Origin of the sequence: Pseudonocardia hydrocarbonoxydans, assembly GCF_006539565.1 — a bacterium.
Classification (GTDB): domain Bacteria; phylum Actinomycetota; class Actinomycetes; order Mycobacteriales; family Pseudonocardiaceae; genus Pseudonocardia; species Pseudonocardia hydrocarbonoxydans.
This window is the reverse complement of sequence record NZ_BJNG01000014.1, coordinates 26,276-48,449: the sequence shown is the minus strand read 5'-3', so window position 1 is coordinate 48,449 and position 22,174 is coordinate 26,276. Positions and strand designations below refer to the sequence as shown.

18 protein-coding genes are annotated in these 22,174 nt (G+C 72.1%); 7 read left to right on the top strand and 11 right to left on the bottom strand.

The window, feature by feature from the left end; translation table 11 throughout:
- Window positions 1-141: 141 nt before the first annotated feature.
- From PHY01_RS07095 to PHY01_RS07070, 6 genes are all read left to right on the top strand, one after another.
- Window positions 142-1,182, top strand: coding sequence for a glycosyltransferase (locus PHY01_RS07095; protein WP_170183682.1), 1,041 nt, complete (start codon window positions 142-144; stop codon window positions 1,180-1,182).
- Window positions 1,179-2,300, top strand: coding sequence for a glycosyltransferase family 4 protein (locus PHY01_RS07090; protein ID WP_141277729.1), 1,122 nt, complete (start codon window positions 1,179-1,181; stop codon window positions 2,298-2,300). The genes PHY01_RS07095 and PHY01_RS07090 overlap by 4 nt, the downstream gene beginning before the upstream one ends.
- A gap of 173 nt (window positions 2,301-2,473) precedes the next feature.
- Entirely contained in the window at window positions 2,474-4,852 is a 2,379-nt protein-coding gene (locus PHY01_RS07085; RefSeq protein ID WP_170183681.1) for a lipopolysaccharide biosynthesis protein, read from the top strand.
- A gap of 135 nt (window positions 4,853-4,987) precedes the next feature.
- Window positions 4,988-5,692 (top strand): leucyl/phenylalanyl-tRNA--protein transferase, encoded by a 705-nt coding sequence (gene aat / locus PHY01_RS07080; RefSeq protein ID WP_170183680.1) that lies wholly within the window; start codon window positions 4,988-4,990, stop codon window positions 5,690-5,692.
- Window positions 5,693-5,797: 105 nt separating this feature from the next.
- On the top strand, window positions 5,798-6,598 hold the full coding sequence (gene aat / locus PHY01_RS07075; protein WP_141277726.1) for a leucyl/phenylalanyl-tRNA--protein transferase: 801 nt from the start codon (window positions 5,798-5,800) through the stop codon (window positions 6,596-6,598).
- Between the two features lie 47 nt (window positions 6,599-6,645).
- Complete coding sequence (locus PHY01_RS07070; RefSeq protein WP_141277725.1) at window positions 6,646-7,365, top strand: GNAT family N-acetyltransferase; 720 nt, start codon at window positions 6,646-6,648, stop codon at window positions 7,363-7,365.
- Between the two features lie 25 nt (window positions 7,366-7,390).
- On the opposite strand, the gene PHY01_RS07065 is transcribed toward PHY01_RS07070, so the two are convergent.
- The 11 genes from PHY01_RS07065 to PHY01_RS07010 form a co-directional block, all read right to left on the bottom strand.
- A complete protein-coding gene (locus PHY01_RS07065; protein ID WP_246085750.1) occupies window positions 7,391-8,467 on the bottom strand; it encodes a glycosyltransferase family 2 protein in 1,077 nt (358 codons plus the stop codon).
- Entirely contained in the window at window positions 8,460-9,608 is a 1,149-nt protein-coding gene (locus tag PHY01_RS07060) for a DegT/DnrJ/EryC1/StrS family aminotransferase (protein WP_141277724.1), read from the bottom strand. Before PHY01_RS07060 ends, PHY01_RS07065 begins: the two co-directional genes overlap by 8 nt.
- A gap of 60 nt (window positions 9,609-9,668) precedes the next feature.
- Window positions 9,669-10,244, bottom strand: coding sequence for an acyltransferase (locus PHY01_RS07055; RefSeq protein ID WP_141277723.1), 576 nt, complete (start codon window positions 10,242-10,244; stop codon window positions 9,669-9,671).
- Window positions 10,241-11,356, bottom strand: coding sequence for a DegT/DnrJ/EryC1/StrS family aminotransferase (locus PHY01_RS07050; protein WP_141277722.1), 1,116 nt, complete (start codon window positions 11,354-11,356; stop codon window positions 10,241-10,243). The genes PHY01_RS07055 and PHY01_RS07050 overlap by 4 nt, the downstream gene beginning before the upstream one ends.
- Window positions 11,353-12,495: a DegT/DnrJ/EryC1/StrS family aminotransferase gene (locus PHY01_RS07045; protein ID WP_246085749.1), complete on the bottom strand. Its 1,143-nt coding sequence runs from the start codon at window positions 12,493-12,495 to the stop codon at window positions 11,353-11,355. The genes PHY01_RS07050 and PHY01_RS07045 overlap by 4 nt, the downstream gene beginning before the upstream one ends.
- Complete coding sequence (locus PHY01_RS07040; protein WP_141277721.1) at window positions 12,492-13,499, bottom strand: SDR family NAD(P)-dependent oxidoreductase; 1,008 nt, start codon at window positions 13,497-13,499, stop codon at window positions 12,492-12,494. The genes PHY01_RS07045 and PHY01_RS07040 overlap by 4 nt, the downstream gene beginning before the upstream one ends.
- Window positions 13,496-14,566: a Gfo/Idh/MocA family protein gene (locus tag PHY01_RS07035; protein ID WP_141277720.1), complete on the bottom strand. Its 1,071-nt coding sequence runs from the start codon at window positions 14,564-14,566 to the stop codon at window positions 13,496-13,498. Before PHY01_RS07035 ends, PHY01_RS07040 begins: the two co-directional genes overlap by 4 nt.
- Before the next feature lie 148 nt (window positions 14,567-14,714).
- A complete protein-coding gene (locus PHY01_RS27045) occupies window positions 14,715-17,030 on the bottom strand; it encodes a glycosyltransferase (RefSeq protein ID WP_281283600.1) in 2,316 nt (771 codons plus the stop codon).
- Window positions 17,017-18,282 carry a glycosyltransferase gene (locus PHY01_RS07020; protein ID WP_170183679.1) on the bottom strand — a complete coding sequence of 422 codons (1,266 nt, stop codon included), beginning with the start codon at window positions 18,280-18,282 and terminating at the stop codon, window positions 17,017-17,019. The genes PHY01_RS27045 and PHY01_RS07020 overlap by 14 nt, the downstream gene beginning before the upstream one ends.
- Window positions 18,283-18,335: 53 nt before the next feature.
- Complete coding sequence (locus PHY01_RS07015) at window positions 18,336-19,703, bottom strand: lipopolysaccharide biosynthesis protein (protein ID WP_141277718.1); 1,368 nt, start codon at window positions 19,701-19,703, stop codon at window positions 18,336-18,338.
- Window positions 19,700-20,581, bottom strand: coding sequence for a glycosyltransferase family 2 protein (locus tag PHY01_RS07010; RefSeq protein WP_141277717.1), 882 nt, complete (start codon window positions 20,579-20,581; stop codon window positions 19,700-19,702). Before PHY01_RS07010 ends, PHY01_RS07015 begins: the two co-directional genes overlap by 4 nt.
- A 536-nt stretch (window positions 20,582-21,117) precedes the next feature.
- Between PHY01_RS07010 and PHY01_RS07005 the strand changes: the two genes are divergently transcribed.
- On the top strand, window positions 21,118-22,173 hold the full coding sequence (locus PHY01_RS07005) for a class I SAM-dependent methyltransferase (protein WP_170183678.1): 1,056 nt from the start codon (window positions 21,118-21,120) through the stop codon (window positions 22,171-22,173).
- Window position 22,174: the final 1 nt, after the last annotated feature.

Sequence of the window (22,174 nt, the reverse complement as noted above, 5' to 3'; positions counted from 1 at the left end):
GGCTGAACGGGTGGGGTCCGGCGCCGACGGACCGCACCCCGCCGCCCGCGCCCGGCGTCCGGGGTGGGAACGGAGGGTGACCGGGTGCACCGGTAAAGTCGGCCCCTGCACTCCGCACAGTGACATTTCGAGGTGGTGTTCGTGACGCACGCCGGTGAGAGCCCGAGCAGGACGGCCGACAGGGCGCTCGACGACCTGGTCACCGTCATCATCCCCGCCCGTGACGAGTCCGCGTTCATCGACGCGTGCCTGGCCTCGGTCCAGGCGCAGGAGTACGGGAACCTGCAGGTCGTCGTCGTCGTGGACGACGCGACGGTGGACGACACCGCCGACCGCGTCGTCGCGCGGGCGAAGCTCGACCCGCGGGTGGAACTGCTCGGCAACCCGGTCGGGGGCATCCCGCACTCCCTCAACATCGCGCTCGCCGAGGCCCGCGGGCGCTGGCTCGTGCGGGTCGACTCGCACTCGACGGTCGACCCCGGCTACGTCGGGGCCGTCGTCGGCCTGCTGCGCGAGGGCGGCTGGGGCGGCGTCGGCGGGCGCAAGGACGGGCACGGGGTCACCCCGGCCGGCCGGGCCATCGCGGCCGCGCTCGGCAGCCCGTTCGGCGTCGGCGGCTCGGTGTACCACCACGGCGAGGAGCGCCAGGAGGTCGACCACATCCCGTTCGGCGCCTACCCGACGGCGCTGATCCGCGAGCTCGGCGGCTGGGACGAGGGGCTCGTGGCCAACGAGGACTTCGAGTTCGACCACCGGCTGCGGCTGGCCGGGCACCGCCTGCTGTTCGACCCCGCGGTCGCGATCCGGTGGCACTCCCGCCAGACCGTGCCCGACCTCTTCCGTCAGTACCGGCGCTACGGCCGCGGCAAGGTCGCGGTCGCCGTCAAGCACCCCCGGTCGATGCGCCCGCGGCACGTGCTGGTGCCCGCCTTCGTCGCCTACCTGGCCGGGGCGGCGACGGTCGCCGTCCGCCGTCCCGGCGTCGCCGCGGCGATGGTGGCGCCCTACGCGGCGGCCGTCGCGGCCGCGACCGTCCGGACCGCCCGCCCGCTCGCCCCCGGGGAGCGGTCCTACGTCGCCCCGGCGTTCCTGGCGATGCACCTCGGGTGGGGGATCGGCTTCTGGGCCGGCGTCGGCGCCGCCGTCGCCGACCGCCTGCGTCCCGCGCGGAAGCGACGATGACCGCCCCCGTGGCCGCCCCCCGCGCCGTCCCGCGCCGGCTCCGCGTCCTGCTGGTGGGCAAGGCCGCCCCCGACCGCGGCGGCATCCCGACGTTCCTGGAGATGCTGCGGGGCGGTGCGCTGGCCGACATCCACGAGGTGACGCTGCTCAACGTCGCCCACGCCGGGGTCCCCGAGGGCGGCCGCCTGACGGCGGGCAACCTGCGCCGCACGTTCGCCGACGCGGCGGCCGTGTGGCGCCGCGCGGGCGACCACGACGTCGTCCACATCCATTCGGCCCTCGCGCCGACGGTCACCGTCCTGCGCGCCGCGCTGCTGGCCTGGGCGGCGCGGGCCCGGGGCTCCGCCGTGGTCGTGCACGCGCACGGTGGCAACATCGCGACCTGGCTCACCGGCCGCGTCAACCGGGTGCTCATGCGCGCGGCGATGCTCCCCGCCCACCGCGTCGTCGCGGTGTGGACGGCGGGCGAGCAGGCGCTGCGCACGGTGCTCCCCGCGGGCAAGGTGTGCCTCGTCGACAACGGGGTGCCGCTCGGCGAGGTACCGGAGCGCGACCCCGGCCGCAGGCCGCCCCGCATCCTCTACGTGGGCCTGCTCACCCCGCGCAAGGGCGTGCTCGACCTGGCCACCGCGTCGAGGATCCTGCGGGAGCGGGGCGTCGACCACGAGCTGCACCTGCTCGGCGGCACCCCCGACGAGGGTCCGGAGGCCGAGGCCGCGGTGCGCGACGGGCTCCCGGCGTGGACCCATCTCCTCGGCACGCGCGATCCGGCCGACATGGCGGCCGCCTACGCCGAGGCGGAGGTCTTCTGCCTCCCCTCCTGGTGGGAGGCCATGCCGCTGTCGGTGTTGGAGGCCATGGCGAGCGGCCTGCCGGTCGTCGCCACCGACGTCGGCGACATCGGCCGGGCCGTCCAGGACGGTGCCACCGGGTTCGTCGTGCCGCCGCAGGACCCCGAGCGCCTCGCCGACGCACTGGAGAAGCTGCTGCGCAATCCCTCGGACCGGGCCGGGACCGGTGCCGCCGGCCGCCGTCGGGTCGAGGAGCACTTCTCGTCCGATGTCACGGCACGCGGTATCGACCGCCTCTACCGCGGGGTCGTGGATCGCGAGAGGTGACCGGCCCCCGCGATCGCTCCGCGTCGACGCCCGTCCGGTGCGGCGCGGTTACGCTGTGAACGTTGCGATCTACCCCAAGGTGAGGACACGGCGTTGACCATCGGACGGAACGGGTGCGTCGTCGTGGACGTCCGCCGCCCGGCTCGCCCGGGCCGTGGCTCAGGTTCGAGCCGGTGAGCCGACGTCGTTCCCATGAGGTCGAGACCCGGAAGGCGACGAGCGCCCCGGACATCACGGCCCTGTCCACCACGGTCCGCCGCGGGGCCACGGTCTCGGCCGTCACCCTCGTCATCGTCCAGGTGGTGTCGTTCGCGCAGACCCTGGTGCTGGCCCGCCTGCTGAGCCCCGAGGAGATCGGGCTGTTCGCCGCGGGCACGGTGCTGTCGGGCTTTCTCGTCGGGATCTCCGAGGGTGGCCTGCGGGGAGCGCTCGTGCAGCGGGAGAACGACGTCGAGGACGCCGCCGACACGGTGTTCTGGGCCACCGCGGCCACGGGTGTCCTGCTCGCCATCGGTTCGCTGCTGATCTCCCCGCTGGTCGGCGACCTCTTCGAGGACGATGTCGCCGGAGTGATCGCGGCGGTCACGTCGGGCACCCTGGTGATGCACGCCCTGACCAACGTGCCCGACGGTCTGATGCAGCGGCGGTTCAACTTCAAGCGCCGGCTCATCATCGAGCCCAGTCGGGTCATCGCCTATGCGGTCGTCTCGGTCGCGCTCGCGGCGTCGGGTTACGGCGTCTGGGCACTCGTCATCGCCAACTACGTCGGCCTCGCCGTGTGGCTGGTCGGTACCTGGTGGCTGGCCCGATGGCGACCCGGGATCGGCCGACCCTCCTACCGGCTGTGGCGCGAGATGGCCCGCTTCGCCTACCCGCTGCTCGTGGAGGGACTGGTCGGCCGCATCCGCTCAGGCGCCGAGACCACGTTGGTGGGCCGGAGCCTGCAGGCCGACACCCTCGGCCAGTACCGCTACGGTCAGCGTCTGTCGATGCTCCCCGCGCTCGCCATCGTCCAGATCGGTTCCTACGTCCTGTTCCCGGCCTTCTCCCGGCTTGCCGGTGAGCCGGAGCGGTTCGAGCGGGCGTTCATGCGCGCGTCGCAGTGGATCTGGGTCGCCGCCGTCCCGATCACGGGTCTCACGCTGGCCGTCGGAGAGCCGGCGGTCGTCGTGCTGCTCGGGGAGGAGTGGCGGGGGGCGGGCCTGGCGGTGATGGCGATGTCGGGCTACGGGCTCGGCACCGCGCTGCAGGCCGCGGGCAGTGAGGTCATCAAGGCCAGCGGGCGGTCGACGCTGCTGAACTGGACCACCGGTACGAGCCTGGTGCTCGGGATCGGCCTACTGGTGGCGCTCCTGCCGTTGGGATTGCTCGGGGTGGGCCTGGCCGTGTCCGCCACCGAGATGGCCATCGGGATCGTGGTCCTGGCCCTGGTCCGCAAGGTCATCCCGTTCTCACTCGGCCGGATGGCCTGGCTCCTCGTGCCGCCGACGGTCGCGGCCGGGGTCGCGACGGTAGCCGTGTTCGCGCTGGACCGGATGGTGGTGCGGGCCGACGAGCACGGCACGTTGCTCGGCGTCCTGCTGATCGCGGCCGAGGTGCTCGCTTACCTGCTGGTGTACGTGGCCGTGCTGGCTGCGATCGCCCCGCGGTTGGCCGGATCCGCCGTCGTTGCGGTCCGTGGCCGCCTGTCGAGGCGTGGTGGCGCTGCAGTCGGGCAGAGCGGCGACGCCGATGACGACCGATCTGCCGACGCGCCGACGACGATGTTGCGAATGCTGATCGACATCGACGACACCATGCGGCTCGCCACCGTGGTGATGCCGCGCATACCCGCCCCGCCCCGCCCCGCCCGGCCCCGCCCGGCCCCGCCCGGCCCCGCCCGGCCCCGCCCGGCCCCGCCCCGCCCCGCCCCGCCCCGCCCCGCGCACGGCCCGCGCGTCCAGCCCCGGCCCCCTGCCGGTGCGCAGCCGCCCGGTTCCGCAGGGCCACGACCGAACGCTGCCGGATCCCGTCCGCCCGAGGGTGTTCCGCATCCGGGACACGGCCGCGGGCCGGTACGCGGACGGTCGATCCCACAACCGCCGCAGGCGGCGGTGCCACCCGGCAGGGGGCCGTGGACGGGGCATCCCGGGCCCGGCGGACAGGGCGCCCGGTCACCGCACACGGAACGCGGGTGGAGCACGGGCCCACTCGTGCCCCGGCCCGGTCCGGGTGCGGGCCCACCGCCTCGCCCGCCGGGTGCCGGCGAGACGCCGCCGGCCCCCGGCCCGGCCCCCCGGCCGGGCCGTCCACGTCCCGCTCCCCCCGGTCGGCAGCCCCAGCAGTACCCGCCGCCCCCTTCCGGCCCCGGATCCGTCGGGGGCAATGGATCGACAGCGCTACCGCAGCCGGGTCCGCGCCGGGCCCCCTCTCCGAGCCGCGACCGTTCGCCGGGGTCCCCGTCCGACCGGCCGCAGCCGGATCCCGCGGACGAGCAGCGGTCGGGTGCCGTCGAGCTGTCGCGTCCGGTGCACGAGCCCGTGCGATCGGAACGCGACGCGCGCCGACCCTGATGGGCGGCGTGTCGGTGGCCGAACGGCGGGAACGTTCCGCGCGAAATGTCGGGCCCCGCGATACGTCGTCGTTGTCCGATCCGTCTGCTCGGGGTCCGCTACGACCGGAAATGGCGGCGATGTAGCCTGACGGGTGTGTCCGGTTTGGTGACGTTGAAGGGCTTGTTGCGACCTGCCCGGGACCGGTCCGCCGCAGTGGTCCGACCCATGGCACGTCCGGCCTTGTCAATGGTTCGTCGACACACCCGGTACTCCACTCCCGAGTACTTTCTGCAGCAGTACCGGGCCGGTCGCTTTCTGTACGTGAATCGGTGGGGTGGGTCGCAGTGGATCGCTCCCCGGCAGCGGGCGCTCGTTCCGATCGATGAGCGCATGCATATTCCGCGCAGTGTCGCCCGACTCGTGCGACGCGGGGACTTCGACATCCGCTACGACACGGCCTTCGCTGCGGTGCTGCGCCAGTGCGCCAGCGTGCACGACCGCGAGAATGCCGACGACTCGTGGCTGACCCCCGACGCGCAGGAGGTCTACCTGCGCCTGCACGAGCTGGGTTTCGCGCACAGCACCGAAGCATGGCGGGACGGTCGGTTGGTGGGCGGGGAGTTCGGTCTCGGCATCAACGGTCTCTACGCTGCGGACAGCACGTTCTACCTCGAGCCCAACGCCGGCAAGGTCGCGTTCGCGCACCTGCTGGACCGGCTGCGGTCGCGTGGCTTCCTGTTGTACGACACCCGGGTCACCTCCGGCGCCACGCGTCCCTTCGGCGCCTACACGGTGTCCCGCGACGACTATCAGGTTCTACTACAGGAGGCTCTGTCCGCCGATGTCGCGTTCCACTGAATCGGAGGTCGAGATGACCGGCCCCTTCGTCGGGGCCGCGGAGTGAGTCCCCGACCGGTCGAGGATCGACGTCGGACCGGGCCCGCCGTCGCCGGTGAACCGCGTGTGACCAGCACGAAACAGTCTGCTGCGCCGCGAGGCACCCCGACGGATGCGGCGGTGTCGCGACCCGCGGCCCTGCGACGGCGGGACGGCGCGCTCTGGGATGTCGCGAGAGGCGCGAAACGCAGCGCGGTCCAGACGATGGGCCGTGCCGAGGTGTTGGCCGACCCGGTCATGCGACCGGCGATCACCGCGGTACGGCGCTACCGGGGTGGCCCCACCGCCGACGGGCTCATCGAGCACCTGCAGGCCGGCCGGCATCTCACGGCCCGCCGGTGGGGACGGCTCGTATGGTGGGAGCCGCGCAGGCGGGCCGTGATCCCGATCGACGAACGGCGGTACGTCCCCAAGACCCCTGCCCGACTCCTTCGGCAGGGCAGGTTCGACATCACGGTCGACCGGGCGTTCTCCGACGTCGTGCACCATTGTGCGACCGTGCAGGGTCGGGCCACCCGTGGCCATCCCTGGCTGGTCCCGGAGGTCCAGGACGTGTACCGGGAACTGCACGAGCGGGGATACGCACACAGCGTCGAGGTGTGGCGTGACGGACAGTTGGTCGGTGGCGAACTCGGGGTGTCGATAGGCGGCTTCTACTCCGGTGACAGTGTGTTCTTCCTGGAGAGCAACGCGGGCAAGGTGGCGCTCGCATGGTTGACCGGGCATTTGCAGGAACGTGGGTTCCTCCTTCTCGACACGCTGATGGTGACATCCCTGAGCAAACAGTTCGGCGCACATCACATCCCGCGGGCCGAATATCGCAGAAGGCTGCGGGTGGCGCTGGACGCCGACGCCACCTTCACGTGAGGAGAGGTTCACGGCGAACCGGACGAGCGAGCAAGTAGTGTGTCGGCGTGACCACGGTTCGAGAGAGGCTCAGCGGCGTCGTGGACCGGTTCGGAATGGGTCGCCTCACCACAGCGGTCGACAGGCACGGGATCCTCGGCACTGCGCGGGCCGCCGCGCACATGGTGCGGGACGCCGCCCACCAGGACGAGACCTCGACCTGGTTCGAGGTGCTGCTCGACCAGAACCGTCCCCGGGTCGCGGCCGCACAGGGGGATCTCGTACTCGCCGCCGACGACGACACGTTCGAGCTCTTCAACGCCATCGGGTCGCAGAGCGCCGGGGTCGCACGCGATCGTCGATCGGCAGGCGGTGAGCCGTGGGTTCTGCTCGTCGACGGGAAGCCGGCATTCTGCTGCTGGCTCTACGCGGGGCGATCCCCGATCAACTCCATGGCGGGCGAGTGGCTGCACCTGCCGCCCGCCGTCCGCACGCTCGAGGACTCCATCACCGCACCGGACTTCCGCGGCCGTGGCCTCGCGGGCGGCGTCTGGATGGCGTTGTTCGACGATCTCGAACGCCAAGGCGTCCGGTCGGTCGTCACCAACGTCCTCGACACCAACGTCCCGTCCACGAAGGCGGTGCTCAAGGTCGGGTTCGCGCCCGTCGCGTCGATGCGGTACGTGCGGGTGGGGCCGTGGTCCCGCCAGTACCTGACCCCGCTGGCTGCGGGTTCGGGCCCCGCCATCGTCGCCGACCTCCACCACCGCACCCACTGGCGCCGGTGATCCTGTCTCCGCGACGGAGCCCCCTTCACACCCCGCTGAGCTGCTGCTTGCGGTCGCGAAGACGCTGACGGACACGTCGCACGGCGGCGGTGACCACGAGCGGGCGCAGGGCGGGGACGATCCGCGGGCCGAGGTGCTGGCGCAGACGGAGGAACTGCCACGCCGGGAGCGCGGTGACATCGCCCGCGGCCTCGGTCGCGAAGTCGATCAGCTCCTTGCAGAGCCGGTCGTCGACGCGTCCCTTGTCGTAGGAGCGGCTGACCTTCACGATCGCGTCCGTCGCCAGGCGACGCCGCATCCGCCGCTCGAGATCGGCCACGTCGGGCAGCCGGTCGCCGGCCTGACCGAGGACCGACAGGATCGCCGCCATCCGCTCTCGCAGGGCCCGCACACCGCTGTCGGCCGTCTCGTACGGCGTGGACATGTTCGACCCGTGAACCCGGCTGTAGCCCTGGCGCTGGTCGGCCACGAAGCCGACGTCGGCCTGGAGGGCGAAGCGCATCCAGATCTCGAAGTCGGCGGTGTGCGGGATGTCGGCGTTGTGCCCACCCACCCGGTGCTGCACGGAGGTGCGCACGACCGCCGTCGGGGTGGGAACGCAGTTCTCCCCGAGGAGGACCCGTCGCCTCAGCCACCGAGCGCCGGGGTGGACGACGAACCGCGGCTCGACCACAGGGGCCGGATGCGTCGGCAGCGTGTCGCCCTGCCAGACATGGGTCAGGCCGTAGACGAACCCGACGGAGGGGTGCTGCTGCATGAGCGCGGTCGCCCGGGCCAGCGCCCCCGGGGTGATCGCATCGTCGGCGGACAGCAGCAGTGTGTACTCGGCCGACGCCCAACCGAGAATGCCCTCGTTGTAGGTCAGGACATGGCCCATGTTCCTCTCGTGGACGCGGACGGTGACCCGATCGTCGGCCGCGGCCAGACCCAGCGCGACCTGCGCGCTGTCGTCGTCGGAGGCGTCGTCGATGATCAGGATCCGGACGTCGACGCCGTCCTGGGCGAGAACGCTGTGCACCGCGTCGGGCAGCATCGCGCCGTACCGGTAGCACGGGATGACGACGTCGACCGCGGGCCGACCGGGACTCCTGGTGTCAGCCAACTGCGGCCTTCTTCAGCGTGGTGACCACCCGTTCCTGCTGTTCACCGGTCATGCCGGGGAAGATCGGGAGGAACATCGTGTTCTGCTCGACCTCCTCGCTGACGGGGAACGAGAGCCCCGCATCGCGGTCGCGGAAATAGGGTTCCTTGTACAGCGGCGGGATCCCCCGGCGGGTGGAGACGTTCTCCGCAGCCATGTACTCGACGATCTCGTCGCGGCTGCGACGTCCTCCGGGCCGCACCCGGATGCAGTACGAGGACCAGCAGGGAACCGTACGGTCCGGCACGTGGGGCGGCTCGAACTCGGCGGTCGTGGCGAGCTCGGCGGTGTAGAAGGCGGCCTGGTCCGCGCGCTTGGCGAGCATCTCGTCGAGCCTGCCGAGCTGAACGAGTCCGATCGCGGCCTGCATGTCGGTGAGCCGGTAGTTGTACCCGGCGTCGTGGTATTCCTGCTGCAGGGTCCCCTTGGCGCTGTGCCGGGTGAGGTCGGAGATGGACGCCCCGGTGGCCCGCAGGGAGCGGGCCCGTTCGGCCTGATCGGCGGAGGCGGTCATCAGCATCCCGCCTTCCCCTGTGGTGATCATCTTGCGGGGGTGGAAGCTGAAGCAGGTCGGGTTGCCCCGAGCGCCGAGATACCGGCCGTCGAACCTCGCCCCGACCGCCGTGGCGGCGTCCTCCACGACCAACAGGTCGTGCCGGGCGGCGAGCGCCTCGAACCGGTCGATCGCGGCGGGGAGCCCGATCTGGTGCACCACCATGATGGCCCGCGTCCGCGGGGTGATGCGCGCCGCCGCGTGCTCGACGTCGAGGTTGAACGTGGCCGGGTCGATCTCGGCGAAAACGGGGACGGCCCCGGCGTGACAGATCGCGTTGGCCGTGGCCATACACGTCGTGGCCGGGCAGATGACCTCGTCACCGGGCTCGATGCCGCCGACGAGCAGCGCGAGGTGCAGTGCCGAGGTGGCCGAGTTGGTCGCCACCCCGTGCTCCGCGCCGAACCGCGACGTCAGTGCCTGCTCGAACTCGCCGACGACCGGGCCCTGGGACAGCCAGCCGGACAGGATCACCTCCCGCGCGGCGGCCGCCTCCTCCTCACCCACCCAGGGGCGCAGCAGCGGGATCTGGTTGTCGAACAGGCTCATGCAGAGTTCTCCGGAAGGCGTCTCGGCGTACGGGGGGCGGGCCTGCGGCAGGCGTCGAGTCTAGCCATCGCGACGCAGAGCCTCGCCCGAGGTCTCGAGCACGTAACGCTCCGCGCAGTTCCGGCACGTCAGCCCATCGTCCAGCCGCGCGCCGCAGCGGCAGACCCAGCCCTTGTGCACCGCCGGGTTGCCGGCCACGAACGAGTACGCGGCGACATCGCGCGTGACCACCGCTCCGGCGCCCGTGAAGGCGTACTCGCCGATCTCGGTGCCGCACACCACGACGGTGCCCGCGCCCAGCGACGCCCCGCGGCGGACCGTGGTGGTCACCAGGTCGTCGGCGGACACCCGCGTGGCGGCCCGGGGCCGCAGGTCGTTGGTGAACAGCACGTTGGGGCCGAGGAACACCTCGTCCTCGCAGGTCACACCGCGGAAGACCAGCGTGCCGTTCTTCACGGTGACGCGGTCGCCCAGCACCGCGCCGTCCTCGACGAAGGCGCAGTCGCAGATGTTGCAGTCGCGGCCGACGCGGGCCCCGGGCAGCACGTGCGCGAACGCCCACACCCGCGTGCCCTCGCCGACGTCGTCGCTCTCGCACAGGCCCTGGGGGTGCACCCGCACCCCGGCGGGCGTCACGCCCCGACCGCGTCGGCCAGCACCCCGACCACCCGCTCCTGCTGCTCCGGGGTGATCTCCGGGAACAGCGGCAACGACAGGATCTCCCCGGCCATCGCCTCGGCGACCGGGAACGACCCCGGGCCCAGTCCGAGCCCGGCGAACGCCCCCGTGAGGTGCACCGGGGTGGGGTAGTGGATGCCGGCACCGATGCCCGCCGCGTTGAGCTCGGCCAGCACGCGGTCACGGTCGGTGACGCGGACCACGTAGAGGTGCCAGACCGGCTCGTTGCCCTCGGCCACCACCGGCGTGCGCACGCCGTCGACGCCGGACAGCAGCGCGGAGTAGCGGTCGGCGGCGGCGCGGCGGTCGGCGTTCCAGCCCGCCAGGCGGCTCAGCTTCGCCGAGAGCACCACGGCCTGCAGCGCGTCGAGGCGGCTGTTGAAGCCCAGCGTGGAGTGCTCGTACTTGCGGGGCGAGCCGTGCGCCGACAGCAGCCGCACGGCCGTGGCCAGCTCGTCGTCGGAGGTGAGGACGGCGCCCGCGTCGCCGTAGGCGCCCAGGTTCTTGCCCGGGTAGAAGCTGGTCGCCGCGATTCGGCCGAGCGACCCCGCGGGCCGCCCGTGGCGCAGCGCGCCCTGGCTCTGCGCGGCGTCCTCGACGACCGCGACCGAGTCCGGCAGGTGCCCGGCGAGCAGCTCCACCTCGGCGGCCTGGCCGTAGAGGTGCACCGGCAGCACCGCCTTCGTCCGGTCGGTGACGGCCTTGCCCGCGGCGGCCGGGTCGATCAGCGCCGTGTCGTCGACGCAGTCGACCAGCACCGGGGTGGCCCCGGTGCGGGCGACGGCCTCGGCCGTGGCGATGAACGTGTTGGCCGGCAGGATCGCCTCGTCGCCGGGCCCCACGCCGAGTGCGCGCAGGGCCAGCTCGATCGCGTCGGTGCCGTTGCCGACGCCGACGCAGTGCGCGGTGCCGACGAACCCGGCGTACGCGGCCTCGAACGCGGCGACGGCGGGGCCGCCGACGAACGCCGTGCGGGCCAGGATGTCGGCCCAGCCGGCGGCGACGTCGTCGGCCACCGCCGCGTGCTGCGCGGCCAGGTCGACGAGGGGTATGGGGGCGGGAGTGGTCACGGTGCTCCGGTGGCGGGGGTGAGGAGCAGCGCGTCGGCGAGGGCGTCGACGACGCGCCGCTGGTCGGCCTCGGTCAGTTCGTGGTGCACGGGAAGGATCAGCGTGCGGGCGGTGAGGTGCTCGGTGACCGGCAGCGGCGCGTGCGGGTGACCGGCGTAGGCCGGTTCGCGGTGCGCGGCCATGATCCCGCGCCGCCCCGACACCCCGGCGGCCGCCAGCGCGGCCAGCACGTCGGCGACGGCGGGGGCGCCGTCGGGCAGCTCCACCCAGAACGACTGGTGGTTGCTGGTGCCGAACGGCGGGTCGGCCACCGGGCGGACGTCGAGCGGGGCGAGCAGCTCGCGGTAGCGCGCCACCAGCTCGCGGCGCCGGGCCACCATCCCGGGCAGCCTGCCCAGCTGCACCAGCCCCATGGCGGCCTGCAGGTCGGTCATCCGGTAGTTGAACGCGGTCTCCGCGTAGGACTCCAGCACGACCTTCCCGCTCGCGTGCCGGTCGGCCGCCGAGACCGACATCCCGTGCTCGCGCAGCCTGCGCAGCCGCGCGGCCCACTCGGCGTCGTCGGTGGTGACCATCCCGCCCTCGCCCGTGGTGAGCAGCTTGCGGGGGTGGAACGACCACGCGGCGAGCAGCGCGCCGGTGCCGACCGGGCGCCCGCGCAGCTGCGAGCCCGCGGCGCAGGCCGCGTCCTCGATCACCGGGACGTCGCCGCAGACGGCGCGCACGCCATCGACGTCGCAGGGCTGGCCGCCCTGGTGCACGGCCATGACGGCCTTCGTGCGGGGGGTGAGCACCGCAGCCACCGAGGCCGGGTCGAGGTTGCCGGACCCGCGGAGCACGTCGGCGAACACCGGGGTGGCGTCGCAGTAGCGCACCGCGTTGGCGGTGGCGATGAAGGAGAACGAGGGCACCACGACCTCGTCGCCCGGCCCGACGCCCAGCAGGTGCAGGCACAGGTGCAGGCCGGTGGTGCACGAGGACACCGCGACGCCGTGCGCGGCGCCGACGGACGCGGCGAACGCCTTCTCGAACTCGGCGACGCGCGGGCCCTGGGCCACCCAGCCGGAGCGGACGACCTCGGCGACCGCCGCCGCCTCCTCCTCGCCCAGCAGCGGGCGCATGACGGGGATCGTGTTCACGCCGGGGTGCCTGTGCTCCCGACCGACACCGCGTTCTCGGCGGCCCACCAGGCCACGAGCTCGCGCAGCCCGGGGACCAGCTCGATCTCCGGGCGCCAGCCCAGCTCGCGCTCGGCGGCGGAGATGTCGGCGAGGCGGCGGGTGACGCCGTTGACGGCACGCTCCGGCCCGAACTCGGGCTCCAGGTCGGAGTCCATGGCGGCGAGCAGGTCGCGGGCCAGGCCCACCAGGCTGGTCTCCTGCGCGCTGGCGATGTTGAACGCCGTGTCGGTGACGTCGGCCTGCGCGGCGAGCAGGTTGGCGCGGGCGATGTCGTGGACGTGCACGAAGTCCATGGTCTGCAGGCCGTCACCGAAGATCAGCGGGCGCTCGCCGCGGGCGACGCGCTCCATCCAGCGGATCAGCACCTCGGTGTAGACGCCGTGGGTGTCCATGCGCGGGCCGTAGACGTTGAAGTAGCGCAGCGCCACGTAGTCGAGCCCGTGCATGGCGTGGAAGCTGCGCAGCATGCCCTCGTTGAAGGCCTTGGCCGCGCCGTAGAACGTGTCGTTGTTGTACGGGTGGTGGCGCTCGGTGGTGGGGAACGACTCCGCGAGCCCGTACACCGACGCCGACGACGACGCGACGATCTTCTTCACACCCGCGGCCACGGCGGCCTCGATCACCGTGAACGTGCCGTCCACCAGCGACTCCAGCGCCAGGCGCGGCTGCTCGGCGCACTGGGTGATGCGCAGCGCGGCGAGGTGGAACACCACGTCGACCCCGGCCGTCAGCGACGCCATCAGGGCCGGGTCGTTGATGTCGCCCTCGACGACGCGCAGCCGGTCACCGGCCGCCGCGGCGGCGTCGGCCAGGTTCTCCCGGCGCCCGCGCGCGAAGTTGTCGATCACGACGATCTCGGCGGCACCGGCCGCGACCAGCTGGTCGACGACGGCGGACCCGATCGTCCCGGCACCGCCGGTGACGAGCATCCGCCCGCCGCTGAGCTCCTGTGCGGCACTCATCGCACGTCCTCCCGGTCGACTCCACGAATGGGGACGAGTGTGCCCTGCTTGCCGAGGCTCTCCGACGCCGCCTCCAGCGTGGCGAGCACGCGCAGACCGGACCAGCCGTCGGTCAGCGGGGCGCGTCCCTGCGTGATCGACGCGGCGAACTCGGCCATCACACCGCGCAGCGCCTCACGGTCCTGCAGGGCGGGCGCGACCATGTCGCCGGTGCGGTAGGACACGATCGTCGCCGCGCGTCCCTCGGCGTCGAGCTGGTCGGACGCGAGCCGCTCCACACCGCGGTCGTACACCGACAGGCGCTGGGTGGGGCTCAGGTCGTCCCACACCACGGTGCGCGCCGAGCCGCCGACCATGATCGTGCGGACCTTGGTGGGGGAGAGCCAGTTGACGTGCACGTGCGCGAGGCTGCCGTTGGACAGGTGCACCGTGAGGTGGGCGACGCAGGCGTGTCCGGCGCCGACCGGGTCGGACCCGTGCGCGGAGACCGACACCATCGTCACGTCGTCGGGCAGGATCGCGTCCATGATCGACAGGTCGTGCGGGGCGAGGTCCCACAGCACGTCGACGTCGGGCTGGACGAGCCCCAGGTTGATGCGGACCGAGTCGAGGTACTGCAGGTCGCCGATCTCGCCGCCACGCACCATGCTCCGCAGGTGCTGGACTGTCGGGGTGTAGCAGAAGGTGTGGTCGAGCATGAGCACGCGGCCCAGGCGCTCGGCGGCCAGCACCAGCTCCCGGCCCTCCTCGAACGTGGGGGCCAGCGGCTTCTCGACGAGCACGTGCTTGCCCGCCTCCAGCGCGGCCATGGCCACCGCGTAGTGGGTGGAGGCCGGGGTGGCGATCGCGACGGCGTCGACGGCCGGGTCTTCCAGCACCTGCTGCAGGGAGCCGGTGGTGGCGACCGTCGAGTAGTCGCCGATCACCCGCTTCGCCCGGGACTCGTCGAGGTCGCAGAGGTAGCGCAGACGCAGGCCCGGGGTGGCCTGGGCGTTGCGCACCAGGTTCGGCCCCCAGTAGCCGGCGCCGATCACGGCGATGCCCAGGGGTTGCGGTGGGGTGGTCACGATGCTCCTTCCTACGCCAAGCCGCGGGGTGACCGTGCACGGGGTCCGCGGCGTGGTGGTGTACGGGACGACGACGTCGGCGAGGGCGTGGTTGCGCCTCCGTGGGTCGGCAGGGTCGAAGGGCGCGGCTGAGGGACCGTCGTCCGGTTCACCTACGCCCGGCTCGCTGTCGGTGATTCCCGCGCCGGGCCGCGGCGTACAGGTACGGACCCGCGAGCATCCCGATCGTCTCGACCAGAGCCGCACCCCGCGGTACGGGCACGGAGGCGAGCGACCTGCTGGTGGCCGCGCGGTTGCCGAGTGCCCGCCTGACCCCGAGCGGTATGCGGGTGACGACCTGGACCGCGGTGGCCCTGCGGGTCAGGAGCTTGACAACGAATGCCGTGAGACCGCTGCCGTAGCCGAACATCTGACGGAGCAGCCCGGCGCGGTCACTGCGATGATGGTGCCACACGATCGCCGAGGGCTCGTAGACGATCGCACGTCCGCGGAGCAGCGTGTCCACGAACTTGTCGACGTCCTCGCCGCCCCGCGTCCGGCTGCCCGCGCCCAGGGCCTCGTCGAAGCCTCCGCTCCCTACCAGGAAGGTCCTGTCGAACGCGCAGTTGGCCCCGGTACCGAACGCGGCGGGGGTGAAGGGGAACAACGGACTGTCGAGAGGTGGTTTCCGCAGTTCGAACAGCTCTGTCCGACACCTGTTCCACCACGACGCTGCACGCGCGTCGAAGTACGCCTCGACCTGGCCGTCGATTCCAGCCGAGCAGACCATCCCGGTGACACAGGCGACCTCGGACCCCGTTCTGAAGCCGCGGACGATCCCCTCGACCCACCGGGGGTCGACGACGACGTCGTCGTCGGTGTAGGCCACGATCGACCCGGTGGCGTGCGCCAGACCCGCGTTGCGCGCGCATGACAGCCCCGGTCGCCGTTCCACCACGTAGTGGAACCGGGCGTCGAGCTCCTGGACCCGCCGCACGAGGTCGCGGGTAGCGTCGTCGACGGGCGCGTTGTCGACGACGATCACCTCCAGCCGCGGGTAGGTGAGATCCCGCAGGCTGGCCAGGCAGCCGGCAAGGATGTCGCTGCGCTGCCGAGTGCACACCACGACGGACACCGTCTCCACCGGTTCGAGCCGGTCGGTGCAGGTGTGTGTGGGTCCCGGTAGGGGAGGCGGCGCACCCCGGTCCGCCGGTCCGACGTCGTGGCCGTCGCCCCCGAGGTGCTCCGTGATTCGGTCGCGGTAGGTCTCCCAGGCCCGTCGTCGCAGATCGTCCGCGTCGAGACGGCCGTCCGGCGCAGGCACCGACAGGTACCCGAGCGGACGACCGTGGAGCCGGACGAGTACACGTGCGGTGCTCTGCCCGGGCCGATGTGGCGCGGCCGCGCTGAACCCGTCGCCGCCGGACAGCTCCATCTGCCCGCACCAGATGCCGGGTCCGGGTGCCGCAGGGGGCTGCGGCGGAACTGTGGAGACCGGGGCGGCGGGCCACCGGCGACCGGCTCGCCCCCCCACGTAGCCGGTGACGGTGAGCACCAACCCGGCCACGATCGCCGCTGCGCGTCCGAACCCGCCGGGATCCCCGGCCACCCCGGCCCGCAGCGCCCGGAGTACGCCGACCGGTAGCACTCGGGTGACGTAGCTGCGCTCGGTGGACAAGGCCTGGTCGCTGCCCGCCAGCCGGGCGACGACGGCTTTCGACCGTCCCTCGGCGAGACACCGGGACCGGAAGTAGGACCATCTCCCGCGGTCCGGCGACACCCGGTGCGACACCACGGCCCGGGGCTGGTAGACGACCTGGCCGCCGGTCCGGGCGGTGGCCCGGATGCACAGCTCGGTTTCCTCGCATCCGGCGGGCAGGGTGCCGATCCGCCCCAGCTCTTGGCGGAACCCGCCGACCTCCCTGACCACCTGCCTCCGGAAGGACATGTTCGCACCGATCACGTTCCGGACCACGGCACGGTCGCGCGGTTGGCCGGTGTAGCTGCAGCCGACGACCCAGCCGAACTCGGCCGGGAACCACGGCGGCTTCGTGCCGGCCCAGTCGGGATCGATGCGCCCGCCGACGGCGACGACGTCGGGATCGGCGTACTCACTCAGCAGGTCGGCCAGCCAGGTGGGTTCCGCGGCAGCGTCGTCGTCGAGGAACACGACGATGTCGGACCCGCTCCGTTCGACACCCGTGTTGCGTGCTCCGGTCAATCCACGGCTGCCCGTGTTGGGTACGAGGACTACTCCGGCGAGCTCGTCGCGCAACCACGCGAGCAGGCCCGGATTGTGGTCCACCACGACGACGACCTCGTCCGGCGGGACGGTCTGCGCCCGGACGGAGGCGATGGCGACGAGGATCTCGGCCCGGCGTCGGTCGGTGAAACAGCACACGATCACCGTGGCGCTCGGTCTCGGGTGTCGCAGGTTCGGTCCCCGGCTGATCGCCGTCCGCGCGCCCGGCTCAGCCGTTGGCATGGGTCGCCGCGATCGGCTCCGGAGTGAACGAGTCGGGGACGGCTGCGCGGATGCCCGGCGCGATGAGATCCCGGGAGTTGAACTCGTCCTCCCGGGAGGTGCCACGTATCCGGCGCACGACCCGCTTGCCGAACCATCCGGCCACCGTCACGGTCGTCCGTGCGAGCTCGCTCACCGGTGGAGGCCGGTACTCGGCGAGCGTCCGCCGGTACCAGTCGAGCTGCGCGTCGACGGCCCGGTCCAGGCTGTAGACCTGACGCACCAGGTCCAGCGCGAACCCCGCGTTCTCCTTCCGGAGGCTCCGATCGGCCAGCAGGCGGTCGAGGATGTCGACGAGATCGTCGATACCGGTCCCGCCGTCGCCGATGCCGTAGAACCCGTGCCACCGGAACTCGCGCGCCGAGCCGGCGTCGAGCGACCGCCAGAATCCGTTCTCCCCCTGCACCACACAGGGCTTGCCGAAGGCCATCGCGCGCAGGAGCGAGCCGCCCATCCCGATGACCACGTCGGCCGCGGCATACGCCGACCGAGGGTCGGGTCGCTCCCCGGTCAACACCGCGACGTCGTGTCCGGCCTCGGCGTTGGTCGCGTCGGCGAGGACCCGGAGATCGGGCATGGCCGGACCGTCGCCCACCAGGACCAACCGCATCCGGTGACGTGGCGCGAGCCGGGCCGCCGCCCGTATCGCGGTCTCCAGACCCTGCTGCTTGAGCACACGGGCGAACCGGCTCACGATGACGACGAGCAACTCGTCGTCATCGACGCCGATCTCGGTCCGGAAGTCCGACCCGGGGACGCCGGGATGCTGGCCCACGCAATCGGTCGGGATCTCCAGGATCCCCACCGAGCCGGTGCGGGGCCGCACTTCGGACGCGATCAGTGGCCCGCAGACCTGCAGGGGGATCGACCCCGGCATGAAGTCCGGCACGGCCATGCTGTTGATCGTCATCGTCATCGGTACGTGATCGCGCCGGTGGGCACCGAAGTAGCCGACGAGCGTCGAGGTCAGCTCGTAGGTGTGCAGGACGTCCGGCCGGAAGGTGCGTGCGATCTCGCGCAACCGTCCGAACGACCGGGCCGCCAGGGCCGCCCGATCGAGCTCGACCCGCTCGTACGGCAGGCCGCGCGACCGGATGACGTCGACGAGCGGACCGTCCGGACCGGCCACCAGCACGTCGTGGCCGCGGTCGCGCACCCCGGTGGCGAGGTCGATCGCGTTGGTCTGGCTCCCCCCGAGTATCAGGTGATGCACCGCGACCAGAACGCGCAACCGTTCCGGCTGCGGTGCGCCCGCACCGAACGCGCTCACGGCGTCGCCTCCTGCTGGACCAGGGGCTTCTCCTCGGGCCGGTCCTCCTTCAGCATGCGGCGCAGCGGGATCAGGACGATCAGGGTGGTGACGACCCGGGCGCCCAGGTAGGCCAGGCCCACTCCGTTGATCCCGAACGGGCCGACGAGCACCGCGGCGCTGCCGATCGTGAGCACGGCGGACAGGACCTGCAGGAACACGACGCGACCCATCAGCTGGCGGACGCGGGACATGCTGATGAAGGTGCTGTAGGTGATCGTGAACGGCAGTCCGATCGCCAGTATCCGGAGCAGGGTGGTGCCTTCCTCCGAGTACTCCCCGCCGAGCAGGGACAACAGGAACGGTGCCGCGACGAGCAGGAACGGCGTGCCGAGCCCCCCGACGAGCCAGACCATCCGGATCGTCCGGCGGGTGAGCGTGTACGAGCTGCGGCGGTCGTTCGACGCCTCGGCCATGTAGGAGGTGTAGATGTTCCACAGCAAGAGGTTGAACGCGTCGCTGATCAACCAGGCCAGTGCGTAGTAGGCGTTGGCCTGCGTACCGAGCTGCGCCACGATGATCAAGGGAAGCACCAGCGGCACCGTGACGGTGGTGACTCCCGACGCGTACTCGCCGAGCAGGATGACGCTCAGGCCTTTCCGCCCCGGGATCTGCGTGGCCGACTCCGAGGGCGGGGGCCGGTTGGGGAGGACCTTCAGGAACAGCACACCGCTGACGACCAGCACGGCGACGGCGGCGGGAACAGCCCAGGCCACCACGATCCCGCTGCTCACCAGCGTCAACGAGAGCAGCATGAGCAGGCCGAGCTTGCCGGCCGAGAACAGCAGCTGCTCCAACGGCACCCACTTGGCCGCCCGCAGCCCGACCAGCACCCAGTCCTGGAGGGTGAACAGCGCCAGCGTGATCGCCAACAGCGGGAAGGTGGCGCGGTCCACCCAGCTGGTGAACAGGTCGTCGTTGGGGATGAACAGGACGAAACCGATGCTGAGCACGGCCGCGCCCGCCGCGCCCAGCGCGTAGCCGAGCAGGACCATCGGTCGCGACCGTGCGCCGGTGGAACCGAGGAAACGCGCGAACAGCAGCCCGACGCTCATGCTGGACAGGATGCTGAGCATCATCGCGGTGGAGATCACCGCGGAGGCCCGGCCCACCTCGGCGGCCGGGTAGCGCGCCGCGACGGCCCAGAAGACGAGGCCGAACAGCGCGGTGATCACCGTAGTGCCCATCAGGGCGATCGCGTTGAGCTCGAGCTTGTCGCCGAGTCTCAGACCGAGCAAGGTCCGGCCGCCGGCTTTTCCGGAGCCGGCGACCGGCGCGTCGGGAGTGGAGGCCGCTCCCCGCGACTCCGATCCGACGGCGGTCACGAGCTCGACCGTTCCACGGCGGCCGGCGCCTCGTGGTCGGGCGTCAGCGAGACCTCGGCGTGCTCGACCGGGGGCGGGACAACCTCGATCAGCTCCGGTGGCGCCGTACCCGTCGCCACCGCAGGCCTGGGGCGGCGGAACTCGGTCATGACGGTGCGCAGCACGCGCAGCCCGTCGCTGACGGCGTTGAGGTTGCTCACCCCGAACACCCGGGCACTCTCGAAGCTGGGTACCTCGGAGATCCTCAACCCGGCTCGCGCGACCCTGATGTTGATGAGCGTCTCGATCTCGAAGCCGTCGCCCCACTGCATCGTGGTGGGGTCTGCTCGCGGTCCCGGGTCGAGGTCGAGGACCGGGAGGTACCGGGACCAGAAGGCGTTGTAGCCGTAGCACAGGTCGGTGTACCGGGTCCGGAACATGACGTTGACCAGGCCGTTCAGCGCCCGGTTGCCGTGCCGCCGCAGGCTGGTGATGTCGTCGCTCCCGCCACCCACCACGAACCTGGACCCCTTGGCGAAGTCGGCTCCGCCGAGCAGTGCGTCCACGAAAGCGGGGATCTCCTGCGGATCGGTGGAGCAGTCGGCGTCGATCATCACGATGATGTCGCCGCGGCAGGCGTGGAACCCGCAGGCGAGCGCATTGCCCTTGCCCCTGCCGGTCTGGTGGACCACGCGGACGCCGGGCATCAGGCGGCGAGCCTCCTCGACCGTCCCGTCGGTCGAACGACCGTCGACGAGTACGACTTCGAAGAGTCCGGCGGGAAGCGCGGCGAAGACGAACTCGAGGTTGGCGCGCTCGTTCAGCGTCGGGATGACGACACTGACTGTTGGCGCGGCCTCGACGGAACGTTCTCCGTTCGCAGGCGGTCCGTGGCGCATCGATGATCCTCCGGGGTTCGTGACGGCTCTGCGTCAACTCACGGCTTCTAGTCGACGGCGCGTCGATCCGCGTTACCCGTTCGGAGGAACATCTGGCGAAAAGGGGTGTCGAGCGTGAACACAACGTAGCCAAAGTGCCCGCGTCGTGGCCCCCACCACATGTGGTGGGATGTGCCCGCCTGTGGAGACGTGCCGTTGAGGAAGGGGTGTCGGATGGGTGCGACCGACGACGGTGGTGGGTCTGGTCGGCTCACCTGTCGATGCGGTCATTCCGCCTCGGTGCACGAGCACTACCGGCGCGGCACGGACTGCAGCATCTGCGGGGCCCAGGTGTGTGGCCGGTTTCGCCCGCCGCCGTCAGCCCGGTTGGCCCGATGGGCTTCGCTGTGGCGGCGCTCACGCTAACGAAGCGGGACCTGGCGACGAGGTGGGAACCGACAGGACCATGTGCCGGTCGGTCTTGCGGTTCTCTCGTCCCTTCCAGCCTGGAGGCTGCGATGCCCGAGCTCACAGGAGCCCGCCCTGTACTACGACGGTTGGCCCCCGTCCTGCGCGTCTTCCACCGGATCGCGATCGTCGTCCTCCGTGAGGACGTCGCCGGGCAGGGCGCCCACTTCGATCCCGAGGACCCCTCGACCGAAGCGCCTGCCCGCGCCAGGTGGACCACAGCACACCGGCGTGCCGTCGACAGCCCCAACATGACGCTGTTCCGCGACGCCCTTCGACCGATGGGCGGAGGTTCGTCGCGCGACGGCGTGCTCGGCGACCTTGCGGAGTACCACGGTCTGGCGCCCGAGGAGGCGCTGCAGCGTTGCCTGCACTGGGAGGACACCAGCGTCGAGGAGTGGGAGGCGGCCCCGAGGGACTCGGCGGACGGTCTCGCCGACTTCTACGCCACCGTGGAGTCGTGGTCCTTCGACCTGCTCTGGTACGCCTATCTGCAGAGCCTCGGCTACGGATATCCGGAGAGTGTCATCGTCGCCGACCGCGTCGGTCGGCATCCGCGGGGTCGCGGCAGCATGCTCGATCTGGGGTCCGGCGCCGGAGTGACCGCTCAGCTGTTCGCCGCCCTGGACTACGACGTGACTCTCGCCGACGTCTCCAAACCCCTGCTCGACCTGGCCCGCTGGCGGCTGGAGCGTCGCGGGGTGCAGGCCGACTATCTGCACCTGCCGGCCGAGCTGGGGGAAGACGCCTTCGACCTGGTCACCGCCCTTGATGTGATGGTGCACGTACCCGACCCGGCCGAGACCGCCGAGCGGCTGTACCGGGCGCTGCGGCCCGGCGGCCTGCTCATCGCGAACTACGACGTGCGCAGGCGCTCGCGCAGCAGCGCCTGGCACCTCTATGAGGACGACCTTCCGCTGCGGTGGGCCGTGGAAAGGGCGGGGTTCCGACCGGAGACGCTCATCGACGGTGTGCTCTGGGTGTATCGCGCGGTTCCCACGGACACCCGGGCGTGGCGCCTGCGCACCGCCTGGGCCTGGGTGCGTCTGGCGAGCCCGCCTGCGACGGCCGTCCGTGCGGTCCGGCGCGCCGCGGCCCGGGCGGCGCTCGTGATCGCCTATGCCGTGCTGGGCACCCGACGGTGAA

What these genes read in the sequence shown, in the direction of transcription:
- PHY01_RS07040 (WP_141277721.1), bottom strand. Translation starts at nt 13,499, where the DNA reads ATGAGTGCCGCACAGGAGCTCAGCGGCGGGCGGATGCTCGTCACCGGC.
- PHY01_RS07010 (WP_141277717.1), bottom strand. Translation starts at nt 20,581, where the DNA reads ATGCGCCACGGACCGCCTGCGAACGGAGAACGTTCCGTCGAGGCCGCG.
- PHY01_RS27045 (WP_281283600.1), bottom strand. Translation starts at nt 17,030, where the DNA reads ATGCCAACGGCTGAGCCGGGCGCGCGGACGGCGATCAGCCGGGGACCG.
- PHY01_RS07060 (WP_141277724.1), bottom strand. Translation starts at nt 9,608, where the DNA reads ATGAGCCTGTTCGACAACCAGATCCCGCTGCTGCGCCCCTGGGTGGGT.
- PHY01_RS07090 (WP_141277729.1), top strand. Translation starts at nt 1,179, where the DNA reads ATGACCGCCCCCGTGGCCGCCCCCCGCGCCGTCCCGCGCCGGCTCCGC.